Consider the following 12453-nt stretch of genomic DNA (forward strand, 5'->3'; position numbering starts at 1 on the left):
ACTCGTACCCGCAGTACTTGTAACGAGCATGAAGTTCCCCGCGCCACTTGCACCGTTAGAGAGAGGCGAGCCACGAAAGCACGTCGCTTTCGACTTCGGCTTTATTGATTTCGTTGAAAAGCTCGTGCCGCGCACCTTCGTATTTTTTGGCAGTGATATTCCGTATGCCGTTTTTCCGGTAGATCGCACAGAGTTTTTCTACCGTTTTGCCGTAGCCGCCGACGGGATCGGCACTGCCGTAGATTATTAAAATCGGTAAATCGGACGGGATTTTTCGTATGTTTGCACCTTTGTGAATTTTCATAAGGCCGTGCGTCAAATCGCAGTAAAAGCTCGCCGTCGGATTAAAACCGCAGTACGGATCGGCGATGTAACGCGCGACCGCATCTTTATCGCGCGAAAGCCACTCCTGCCCGTTTACCGAATCGGGGATTTTCTTCGTGTACGCGCCGAAAGCCATCCGTTTTAAAAACGGAGACGCGCGTTTTTTTCCTTTGAAAAACGCGATCACGCGTGCAACGATATTGCCGAATGCGGCGAGTGCGAAAGCGGGTCCCGCAGTCCCGCACAAAATGCAGCCGTCGATAAGCGTCGCATAGGTTTCTATAAAAGACTGCGCGACAAAAGAGCCGAAAGAGTGTCCGAGCAGCACCGCTCTTTTGCACGGAAAATCGGCTTTCGCTTTTTCGAGCACTTCGCGCACGTCTTCCGTAACGCGCTCGAATCCGTTTTTGTCCGCGAGAAATCCGAACATACCGATGTGCTTTTCTTCGGCGCGCTCTGCTGTTTTTCCGTGCCCGCGTACGTCGTGCGCATTCAGCACAAAGCCGTTTTCGGCGAGAGTCGACCCGAGCCGCTCGTATCGCTGAGCGTGTTCGACCATGCCGTGAGAAAGCTGTACGATCCCCTTTACTTCACCGTCCGGAATCCACCGCGCGACGAATACTTCTTCTCCGTCGCTCATCGTTTGAAAAAATTGCCGCCTTTGCATGGTTTTATTATAACGGCAGGAGCCGTGCATTGAAAAGAGCGCGGAGCGGGACAAAAAACCGCTTGCGCTTTCGACCGTGCGATATTTTCGAAAATCGGTATTTTCTGCAGTGTCTTGCCATAAAGAATGCCAAGAGAATTTTACAGCAAGCAAACTTCAGCAAGCGAGCTTTACCTTGTACCGAATTTCCGTTTTCGATAGAATAGCTCTTATGGCAAAAAGTTCTGCCGAAAAAAAAGAGCCGACCATACGATCGATCGATTCTTACGACGCCTTTCTTCCGTATTTGATCATCCCGTTTCGGATTAAAAGTGCAAAAGTGCTTTTCCGTTTTTTGCGTACCGTCGTGCGCGATTTTTTTTGGCTGCAGTTTTCGGTAAAGTGGCGCTTTAAAACTATTCCCGTTTTGGACGTGTCGCATCCTTTGGACGAATCGATCCCCTTTACGCCATGCAAAGTCAAAATCTATTTGAACTTTACAAACTTTTGGATCCGACCGATGACTTTTTTGTTCCGCCGGCTCGGCGTAAAAAAAGCCCTGCCGTACTGCGTCGAATATCTTTCGCTTATCGAAACGGCGTATGCAAATGCCGCAAAAGTGTACCGCTTTTGCATGACGACGACAAAGCGCCCCGATTATAAAACGGACGCGGCATTCAAAATGATCCACGCGCTCGATCCTCATTTACTGTGCGTTCCGAGCCTGCACGTTGCGATCGTTATTCTCGCATCCGTATATTACGCGGAAGTTTTTAAAAACGGCGATTTTACCGAAGAGGAACGCAAAGCGTACACGGAGGAACTGAAAGAAGGCGCGCGGCGCATCATCGAAAGCGTACTGTATGTAAAACAGCACAGCGTAAACTGCATTCCCGCGGCGATGTATATGATGCTGTATGTGCTTAAAGATCGATTTACGATAAGCGCGGGCATCGATATCATCGACAGTCTGTTTATCGACGACGAAACGCTTTCCGATTGCGATAAAAAGAAAATAAGCGCGCACATTCATTTTATGTTCGAACGCCTGCTTTTGGAAGGCGCAAACGAAAACGACTGGACAATTCCGGTTAAGCGCTGGCTAAAAAGCTATGCCCGCTCAAAAAATATCGTTTTGCAGCTCGACCGCAGATCGCTCACATAGGATCTCCTCAGTTCGTTTTTCCGGTAACTGTCTTGCCGCAGAACTGTTTACTCTGTATAATGCAAAGCACTCGTATGAAAAAGACAGTATCGATTTCGTTTTTTGTGGCCGTACTCTGCGCGTTTTCCGCTTCGGCGCTTCCGTTCAACGATAAGCTTTCGAAAGCCGAACTCGCCGACCTTGAAAGCGGTAAAGTCATCGTGCGCAACATCAGCCGTGCGTCGAATATGTGTCTCGAAGCGTCGAGCGAAAGCGCACAAAAAATCATACGCGACATAAACGACCTCAATCCGTCGTATCTCGCGGAAGTGATCCAAGTCAGACCCTATGCAGGCAACGAAGATTTACCCGCCCGACTCGAAGACGCCCTCATGAACATATCCGATTACGTCGGCATCCCGTATTATTCGGAACACAATAAAACATACTACGACCTCTATTCCTCCGCCATTATCAAAGACGATTTTATAGAAGATGACGGTCTTACCCGCAAAGTAAAAGCCGATTTGACGATGGAACCCTTCGGTCTCATCGAAACGTCGATATCGATAAGCGGAGGTGATGACTTCGTATACTACGTTTCGACAAATGACAATACGCTTATTCAGCAGGAAATGAAGATCAAATGCGTTAAGCCCGGAAATATGAAATCCGCGATCCTGCTCTTCCGAGACGGAGACAATTGGATTTTATACGGCGCGGGCGGCGTCAAAGCGATAAAGATCATCTTTTTCGAAAAGCGTATCGAAACGTCGTTTATAAACCGCATAAAAACGTTCTGCAATTTTATCTTTAAAAAGCTCTAGACGAAAGGACGCACCCCATGTTGTGGCTCATCGGCTGTACGGGAATGCTCGGACGCGAATTCGCTTATCGTCTTTCGAAAGAAGGCATTCCGTTCGTAGGCACGGGAAGCGATGTCGATATCGCCGATACCGAAAAGCTCGAAACTTTTATCAATAAAACCGAAAGTTCATCATATTACGCGTCGCGCGAGGCAAAAAAAGACAATAAAATCGATTGGATCATAAACTGCGCGGCCTACACGGCGGTCGACAAAGCCGAAGACGAAGCGGAAAAAGCATACCGCACAAACTGTACCGGTGCGCTCAACATCGCGCGCACGGCGAGAGCTCACGGCGAAAAGCTGATCCACATTTCGACCGACTACGTATTCGACGGAAGTTCCGGAATTCCGTATACGGAAGACACACCAAAATCTCCGATAAACGTATACGGTAAAACGAAAGCGGAAAGCGAAGACCTCATCGCTCAGGCGATGACGCAGTATTATATTATCCGAACGTCGTGGCTCTACGGATTTACCGGGCGCAATTTCGTATATACGATGACGCGCGCGATGAACGAGCGGGAATCCGTCAGCGTCGTAAACGATCAAAGGGGAACCCCGACTTTTTGCGGAGATCTCGTATCCGCCGTCATAAAATTAATAAAAAAAGAAACAAGCGCTACGAGCCTCTTCGGGAAAAAAAGCGCAGCTCCCTACGGCATCTATCACTTTTCGAATTCGGGGGAGGCGACGTGGTTCGATTTCGCGTGCGCGATCTATGACTTCGGAAAAAAATACGGCAGGATCGGGCACGAGTGCGCCGTACGTCCGTGTTCGTCCGACGAATACAAAACGAAAGCCGTGCGCCCTGCTTATTCCGTCCTCGACCGTACGAAAATCGAAACGGCGCTCGGCATCAAAATACCTTCATGGCAGTCGAGTCTTGAACGCTTTATAAAAAGCGACAGATTTGAAAGCTAGCGTTCAGGCAGGGTCGATCGTACCGGAAGTTTACAAAACAAACTTGTGGGCACCTCTAAAAACTGCAGTCCAGAGGTAACTTTGAAAAGGCGATATATGTGTACGCTTCGCTCGATACTTCGAACCGGCGTGCTTGTCGCAAGATACGCATACGAGCGCAGAGCGCGAAGTTCCCCGCGCAACCTTGCAACGAGCGCGAAGCGCGAAGTTCCCCGCGCAGAAGGCTTTATCCGTCGTACAAAACCCATAAAATCGATAGGTAATTAAGAAAAACTTGACTTTTGGAATTGACGATGTATAATAGTATTATTATTCGAAAACGGAGAAGCCATGAATACCCTTACAGTGCTGCTCGAAAACACGCAGGCGGAACTGAAATCGGTTTCAGTCGAACACGGCCTTTCTCTTTTGCTCCGCGTCGACGATAAAGCCTTTTTATTCGACACGGGCGCAACGGGCATCTTTACCGGCAACGCCCGCCTCATGAACGTCCCTCTCGACGATATGGAGTGCGTCGTCATAAGTCACGCGCACTACGATCACGCGGGCGGCTTTGCGTCTTTTGCCGAAAAATATCGCGTGCGCGAACTCGTTACCGGCCCCGATTTTTTTCTTCCGAAATACAATTTTCTCAACGGTGCGTTTACGTACCTCGGTGCGAGTTTCGATAAAGCGTTTCTCACTTCCCGCGGTATCGCGTACAGAGAATGCTGCGGCTGCCTGCAACTGACCGATTCGCTGTACGCGTTTTCGGGTTTTGCCCGCACTCATGCATTCGAAACGATTCCCGAACGCTTCGTAAAAGGAGTCACGGGCAATACCGTCCGCGATTTTTTCGACGACGAAGTCTGCCTCGTATATGACGGAGGTGCGTCTCTCACGATCATCGTCGGCTGCTCGCATCCGGGCATCCTCAACATGACGACGTCGGTCGCCGCGCATTTCGGCAAACCCGTATCCGCCGTCTACGGGGGATCGCATTTGGTCGAAGCCGACGACGAACGCATCCGAAAAACGATCGAAGAACTGCAAAAGGCGGGCGTACGGAAGACGGGATTCTGTCACTGCAGCGGAAACCGCGTCCATGAAATCATCGCAGAGACAAACGCCGTAACCGACTGCCGCCTTGCGACCGGCAGTGTCGTCGTACTGTAATCGAGAGCATTATCAAAATTATTAAACCGTATCGCATTTAATAATTTTGAAATTATTTAACAAGCAGGAGGCTTTAAATGTCAGGTGCGTACATGTTGGCGGTTATTATCGTTGCGGTAGTAGCCATGATTCTCGCGATCAGCAAATTGAAAATTCATCCGTTTATCGTGATGACGGTCATTGCGATCGCCGTCGGTTTGCTGTGCGGAATGAACACGGAAGATGTTATCAACAAAGTGAAAGCCGGTTTCGGCAACATCTTGGCGAGCATCGGTATTGTCATCCTTTCAGGTACGATCATCGGCACGATCCTCGAAAAGACGGGTGCGGCGCTGACGATGGCGAACACTATTTTGAAACTCGTCGGCAAAGAGCGGTCGGTTCTCACAATGGGATTGACCGGCTACGTAACGGGTATCCCCGTATTTTGCGATTCGGGTTTCGTCATCCTTTCGCCGATCAGCCGAGCACTTGCGGCACAGTCGAACAAATCGCTTGCAGTTATGGCGACGGCGCTCAGCGCAGGTCTATATGCGACGCACTGTCTCGTTCCTCCGACACCGGGTCCCATCGCAATGGCCGGCACGCTCAACGCGAACCTCGGTTTGGTTATCGGGATCGGTCTTTTGATCTCGCTGCCGGCGACGATTATGGGAATCCTGTATGCAAACAAAGTCGCAGGCAAAATCGATATTCCGGCGAACCCCGAATATACGGTAGAAGAGCTGGTAGAAAAATACGGAAAACTGCCGGGAGCGCTGCACTCATTCGCTCCGATCCTCGTACCGATCATCCTCATCGCGCTGAAGAGCATCGGTGATTTCCCGTCGCATCCCTTCGGTACCGGCGCCGTAAAGATGTGCTTTTCGTTTATCGGAAATCCCGTAGTTGCACTGCTGTTGGGTATCGCCCTTGCGACGACGCTCATTCCGAAATCCGAAAAAAAGAATACGCTTTCGTGGGTCACCGACGGAGTGACTAATTCGGCGGGCATCCTCGCGATCACCGGCGCGGGCGGCGCATTCGGCGAAATATTAAAATCGCTTCCGCTCGCGGACGCGCTGAGTTCGTCTCTCCTGCAGATGCATGTCGGCGTTTTCCTGCCCTTTATCATCGCGGCGATTTTAAAATCCGCGATGGGCGCGTCCACGGTCGCGATGATTTTGACTTCGGCGATGGTCGCTCCTCTCATGCCGGCTCTCGGCTTTACGTCGGAAATCGGCAAAGTGCTCGTGATCATGGCAATCGGCGCGGGTTCGATGACGGTAAGCCACGCAAACGATTCGTACTTCTGGGTCGTTTCGCAGTTTTCCGACATGAATACGCAGCAGGCGTATAAGTGCCAAACGGGAGTAACGCTCGTACAGGGCATTACGACGATCATCGTCGTATTTATCGTTTCCTTGTTTGTACATTAATAAATTGAATGCCGAGTTTTGAAAGTATGCGTGAATAAAGCCGTGCGTTCGGCGAGAACCCGTCCGCTTAGCCGCGGTCGAGCTTTTAGGGCAGGCTTCCGCAAGCCTAACGCTCGAAACGGCACGCAGCCGGAACCTCGCCTGCGCACGCTGTTATGTGTGTTCAAAACTCGGCATTCAGCCGATGTGCGAAACGAATGGAGAATTTTATCGGAGCGCGTCGATATTCGCTTTGCCCGGCAAAACGAAGGGCAGCACGTCTTCCGCAGGATCGATTTCGATGCGCACTAAAAACGGCTTTTGCTCCCGCTTCAGGGAAAACGCTTTTTCGTACCACTTTTCATCTTCGGCCGCATCGGCCGCATCTATGCCGAAACCTTCGGCAATTTTAACAAAATCGACGCGGCGGGAGAATTCGCTCGCAGCGTAAGTCCCGTCAAACAGATATTTTTGCTGCTGGTATACCATGCCGAGCGTGCCGTTGTCGAAAATGATCACCGTCACTGCAAGATTCTGTTCGGAAAGAGTCGCAAGCTCCTGAATATTCATGAGAATGGAACCGTCACCCGAAAGACACACGACGCGGCATTCAGGATGCGAAAGAGAAGCTCCGATCGCGGCGGGTAAACCGAATCCCATCGTACCGAGCGAACCCGACGTGAGAAATGTCCTCGGCTTTTCCACGGGATAATACTGAGCCGCCCACATCTGGTGCTGTCCGACATCGGTCGTAACGATGAGCTTATCGCGCCGCATTCCCGCTTTTTCGGCGAGGAGCGGAATCGACGCGATACACTCGCGGGGATTGACGTACGGCGATTTTTTCGCAGATCCGCAGAGGGTCGAAAACATTTCCGTTTTAAGCCGAATGATTTTCTCAAGCCACACGGCGCGCGCTTCCGCGTTTTGCCAATTCGACGCGAAAAGCTCCTGCTTTCGGGACGCAAGCTGTACAAGGATCGGAAAGACGGATCCGACATCGGCGACGACGGAAATATCGGCATCGACGATTTTATCGACTTCCGCCGCATCGATGTCGATGTGAACGATGCGCGCTTTCGGACAAAATTTCGACACGACGCCCGTCGCCCTGTCGTCGAAGCGGACGCCCGCGGCGATGACGAGATCGGCATCGTGCATAGCGACGTTTGCCGCGTAGGAGCCGTGCATACCGACCATGCCGACAAACATTTCAAAAGAGGAAGGTACGCAGCCGATTCCCATAAGACTCGTCACTACCGGTACACGATAACTTTTCAAAAATTTTTGCAGTTCTTTTGCAGCCGCTTCCGAATTGCAGCCGCCTCCGCAAAAAAGGACGGGACGCCGAGCTTCGGCAAGCGCATCGGTTATACGATCCATGCTCGAAGCGTATTCGGACGGCGGCGTATGAAAGCGTATATCGTGTATCGTAACGGACGCGATATCCGGCCACGAATCGAATTCGCATGAAGAAGTCTGTACGTCGCGAGGAACATCGACGAGCACCGGACCCTGCCGGCCGTTCACAGCGATCGCAAACGCTTCGGGAATCGCGGTAAGCAGCTCTTCCGGAGATTTTACCATGATGCTGTGCTTTGCGATCGGAAAGGAAAGACCGAAAGTATCCGCCTCCTGAAACGCGTCGGTGCCGATAAGAGAAGTGTTCACCTGCCCCGTGATCGCGACGATGGGAACGGAATCGCTTCGAGCGTCGGCAACGGCGGTGAGCAGATTCATCGCACCCGGTCCGCTTGTCGCAAAGCATACGGCAACTTTTCCGGTACTGCGCGCCATGCCCTGCGCGATAAAGCCCGCAGCCTGTTCGTGCCGGACGAGTACGTGGCGGATCGAACTCTTTGCAAGCGCGTCGTACAACGGCAAAATCGAACCGCCGGGGATGCCTGAGACGACGGAGATACCTTCCATTTCAAGCAGCTTGACGATTATTTCGCTTCCCGTCTTTTTCATACGCGATCCCGCTACAACTCGAACTGATCGATCTGCGATCCGATTTTTTGTATGGCTTCTTTCATCCTCGCCGAGATATTTTCCAATGCGGAACCGGTTTCGTTTATACGACGTGCGCCCGTCGACATTTCGCTTATGCCGTCTTTCATGCCGGACGCACTGTTTTGCAATTTATTGATTTCGGTAAGAATCGATTTATTGCCTGCAGCCATTTCGCGCGATGCGTTCTGCACGCTCGCCGTATTATCGTTTACGACGCGCAGCGACGCATCTATCTGTTTCGAACCTTCATTCTGCTCCGCCATAGCCTGCTTGATGGACAGCACGAATTTATTGGTGACATTCAATTCGTCGGAAACCGATTTGAATACTTCGCTCAATTGGGCGGATGCGCCGACGACGCTTTGGATCGACTGATTGACATTGCCCAGCTCTTCTCCGATGCGCTTCGACTGAGTCGCGGACGATTTCGACAATTTACGGATTTCATCGGCAACGACGGCAAACCCCTTTCCCGCTTTTCCGGCATGGGCGGCTTCAATGGACGCGTTCATCGCAAGCAGGTTCGTTCTCGTTGCAATGTCCGCGATTATCGTATTCGCGTCCTGGAGCATATTGGATTGACTTTCGATCTGCTCGATGCGCGCGTTGACGTCGCTCTGTTTAATAAAACCGTCCTGCGCTTTGTCGCGCAGCATAGAAAAGGATGTGACCATCTTGTCGACGGATTGATTGACCGACGCGATACTGACGATCATCTCTTCGATCGCAGCCGACGCCTCGGTCATGCTGCTCGATTGATTTTGAATCATCCGTTCAAGTGAATCGATATTCGCAGCGATTTCGTTGACTGCGCCGACAGTCTGCGATACGCTCGCCTCCTGGTCGTCCATCTGAGCGTGTATGCTTTCTATATTCGCAATGATCTCCGTGATGGCGCTCGACGTATCGTCGGCGCTGCCGCTCATATCTTCACCCGCCGTGACAAGGGTCGCTTTGCTCTCTTTTACATCTTTAACAATCGTATGCAGCTTTTCAATAAATTTATTAAATCCTGCAACGAGCATACCGATTTCGTCGTCCGACGGCGCGTCGATTTTGACGGCGAGATTTGCATTACCTTCCGACAGCGCAATAAACGCCTGCGATACTTTTTGAAGCGGCCGCATAACCAAACCGAACACGCGGTTTGCGATAACCGAAACAAGGATGACGAGCAATAGGACGATCGCCCCAAGTATCTCAAGCATTTTGATGCCGATACTTTTTCCGAGTTCCGCACGCGCTGCCGAAAAATTGCTTGCGAGCGCCCACATACCTGCAGGCTTACCCGAAAAATCGAAAACCGGCCAATAGACGACGTAGTACCGGCTCTTCCCGATCGTATCCATTTCGGCATAGCTTTCGCCCCGAGTCAGTACCTCTTCGGCACAATCGCTGCTGACCGAGGCGACGAGCATTTCATTTTTTTCATCCGTGACAGTCGAAGCGACCGCTTCCGTGCCGTCATAGAGCATGACATCGCAGCCGAAGGTTTTGCGCGTCTTTTCCAAAAAACCGGCCGACGATACGTTGAATCCCGAAACGAGGGCTCCGATGATCCGCCCTTCGCTGTCATATACGGGGCATCCCGCTCTGATTGCAAAACGGACAAGCACCGCCTTTTCATACGAACACGTCGCGCGTCCTCTGACGGCTTCACTGACGGCTTTTTGATTGATGATATTATCGCCGAAGCGTTCCGAATGCCCCCGTGCGATGATATTGCCGCTCGTGTCGGTTAAGACGATAAAATCGACGCTCATCTGTTTATTGAGTTCGGAAAGGATTTTATACGCATCGGTGTGACTGCGGCTGTGAGCGGCTTGAACGACATCGGGACGACCTGCGATCGATGCGGCAGCTCCCTCCGCACGCGAAGCGAAGTCTTCAAGCGAAAGCTGAAAGCCCGCCACGCTCGCTTTTGTCGACTGCTCGTGCTGAGCCGTGAGTATGCGGTAAAAGAAAACGGCAAGTGCAAGCCCGCAGACGATCACTGTAAAAAACACCGTGATTCTGTTGACGCTGCTCAATTTCCGAACGAGAGACGACCGCTTAGTCTGCGTAGAAAGTTGTTCGGAAAAAGTCTTTTGTTCCATTGCGTTTTCTCCTTTTTCACATATTCACGCATTGCGCCGCTTTTGTCAATCAAGAAAACAACAAAACCGACGTATCGGGGACAATCTCTACGCAACAGCAACTCCGATACGGAACGTCGGATCATTAAATCTCCCCACGAATAAAACGCGCTGACGAGCAGCACTTTCCATCCCTTGACAATATACATAAAAAAATTATACCGTAATCCGAGAAAGCACATACGGGTACATCACTTTTAGGAGCATGAATATTTTATGGAAGCAAAACTCATCGCAGAAGAAATACGATCGGGCAAAGCGATTCTCGGTATCGAACTCGGTTCGACGAGGATAAAATCGGTGCTCATCGATACGAAAAACGTCCCCGTCGCGCAGGGCGCTTTCGATTGGGAAAACTCCTTTATCGACGGCATTTGGACCTATCCGCTCGATAAAGTGTACGAGGGTATTGCGGAAAGCTACGCTCGAATGAAAGAAGATGTCATGCAAAAGTACGGCGTAGAGCTCACAAAGCTGCGAGCGCTCGGCATCAGCGCGATGATGCACGGCTACCTCGCCTTCGACAAGTCCGGCAATCTGCTCGTCCCGTTCCGTACTTGGCGCAATACGATCACGACGGAAGCGGCGGCAAAGCTTTCGGCGCTCTTCGATTACCCCGTTCCCGAACGATGGAGCATATCCCATCTGTATCAGGCTGTTTTAAACGGCGAAAAGCATGTCGGAGACGTCGCGTTTATGACGACGCTCTCAGGCTACGTGCATTGGAAGCTGACAGGGAAAAAACTGCTCGGTGTGGGAGATGCGTCGGGTATGTTCCCGATCGACATCGCAACAAAAAATTACAATAAAAAAATGCTCGCACAGTTTTCATCGCTCGTCGCGGAAAAAAACTACGGCTGGAATATCGAAAGCGTTTTGCCCGAAGTGCTCGTTGCGGGAGACGACGCGGGTTCTCTTACGAAAGAAGGCGCCGCTCTGCTCGACAAAGACGGTACGCTCGAAAGCGGCATTCCGCTCTGCCCGCCCGAAGGAGACGCGGGCACCGGCATGGTCGCAACGAATTCGGTCGCAAAGCGCACGGGCAACGTTTCGGCAGGCACGTCCGTATTCGCGATGGTCGTGCTCGAAAAAGAGCTTTCAAAAACGTACAGCCGCAAAATCGATTTGGTGACGACGCCCGACGGTTCGCTTACGGCGATGGCACACGCGAACAACTGTACCGGAGAATACGACAGCTGGATCAAAATATTCGGCGAAGCGGCGGCAGCTCTCGGCGCTCGCTTCGACAAGGGTACGCTCTACGATGCGCTGCTCGGCCTCGCGTTGAAAGGGGACAAAGACTGCGGCGGTCTCATGCCGTACAACTACATTTCAGGCGAATCGATGACGGGCCTCGAATCAGGTCGACCGCTTTTTGTGCGAACGCAAAGTGCCGGCTTTAGCCTTGCCAATTTTATGCGCGCCCAACTCTTTACCGCACTCGGCGCGCTGCGTACCGGCATGGACATTCTGTTCGACAAAGAGCACGTCGCCCTCGATACCCTCGTCTGCCACGGAGGATTTTTCAAAACGGCGGAAACCGGTCTTCGCGTTATGGCGGCGGCAATGCACACCAAAGTCGCCGCTCTCGAGACGGCGGGCGAAGGCGGCCCGTGGGGAATCGCCCTCCTCGCTTCATATATGGTACATAAAAACGGACGCAGCCTCGCGCAATTTTTAAACGAAGACGTATTTGCATCGAGCGAATCGAAAACCGTCGTACCCGATCCCGCCGACGTCGAAGGATTCAATACATTCTTTGCGCGCTATACGAAGGGATTGCCCGTCGTAAAAGCCGCGACGGAGTACATCGATTGGTAAGAACGGCAATTTTTTACGGGAGACAA

9 protein-coding genes are annotated in these 12453 nt (G+C 51.6%); 6 read left to right on the forward strand and 3 right to left on the reverse strand.

Annotated features, from left to right (window positions below; all coding sequences use genetic code 11):
- Nucleotides 1–55: 55 nt before the first annotated feature.
- Nucleotides 56–991 (reverse strand): alpha/beta fold hydrolase, encoded by a 936-nt coding sequence (locus JSQ97_RS00740; protein ID WP_239446812.1) that lies wholly within the window; start codon nt 989–991, stop codon nt 56–58.
- A 211-nt stretch (nt 992–1202) separates the two neighbouring features.
- Here JSQ97_RS00740 and JSQ97_RS00745 point away from each other — a divergent pair, with 211 nt between their 5' ends.
- The 5 genes from JSQ97_RS00745 (at nt 1203) to JSQ97_RS00765 (ending at nt 6479) form a co-directional block, all read left to right on the forward strand.
- Entirely contained in the window at nt 1203–2135 is a 933-nt protein-coding gene (locus JSQ97_RS00745) for a hypothetical protein (RefSeq protein ID WP_205074280.1), read from the forward strand.
- Between the two features lie 74 nt (nt 2136–2209).
- Nucleotides 2210–2941, forward strand: coding sequence for a DUF6675 family protein (locus JSQ97_RS00750; protein WP_205074281.1), 732 nt, complete (start codon nt 2210–2212; stop codon nt 2939–2941).
- 17 nt (nt 2942–2958) lie between these two features.
- Nucleotides 2959–3906 (forward strand): dTDP-4-dehydrorhamnose reductase, encoded by a 948-nt coding sequence (gene rfbD / locus JSQ97_RS00755; RefSeq protein WP_205074282.1) that lies wholly within the window; start codon nt 2959–2961, stop codon nt 3904–3906.
- 330 nt (nt 3907–4236) lie between these two features.
- The gene (locus JSQ97_RS00760) at nt 4237–5061 is read left to right on the forward strand and encodes an MBL fold metallo-hydrolase (protein WP_205074283.1); all 825 of its coding nucleotides are present in this window, start codon (nt 4237–4239) and stop codon (nt 5059–5061) included.
- A 77-nt stretch (nt 5062–5138) separates the two neighbouring features.
- A complete protein-coding gene (locus JSQ97_RS00765) occupies nt 5139–6479 on the forward strand; it encodes a GntP family permease (protein ID WP_205074284.1) in 1341 nt (446 codons plus the stop codon).
- 207 nt (nt 6480–6686) lie between these two features.
- Here the strand turns inward: JSQ97_RS00765 and ilvB are convergent, their stop codons facing one another.
- Both ilvB and JSQ97_RS00775 read right to left on the reverse strand, forming a co-directional pair.
- Complete coding sequence (gene ilvB, locus JSQ97_RS00770; RefSeq protein WP_205074285.1) at nt 6687–8429, reverse strand: biosynthetic-type acetolactate synthase large subunit; 1743 nt, start codon at nt 8427–8429, stop codon at nt 6687–6689.
- 11 nt (nt 8430–8440) lie between these two features.
- A complete protein-coding gene (locus JSQ97_RS00775) occupies nt 8441–10567 on the reverse strand; it encodes a methyl-accepting chemotaxis protein (protein ID WP_205074286.1) in 2127 nt (708 codons plus the stop codon).
- Nucleotides 10568–10822: 255 nt separating this feature from the next.
- Between JSQ97_RS00775 and JSQ97_RS00780 the strand changes: the two genes are divergently transcribed.
- On the forward strand, nt 10823–12427 hold the full coding sequence (locus JSQ97_RS00780) for a xylulokinase (RefSeq protein WP_205074287.1): 1605 nt from the start codon (nt 10823–10825) through the stop codon (nt 12425–12427).
- The last annotated feature ends 26 nt before the right edge of the window (nt 12428–12453 follow it).

This window comes from Treponema sp. Marseille-Q4523 (genome assembly GCF_016901105.1).
In the GTDB taxonomy this organism is placed as follows: domain Bacteria; phylum Spirochaetota; class Spirochaetia; order Treponematales; family Treponemataceae; genus Treponema_D.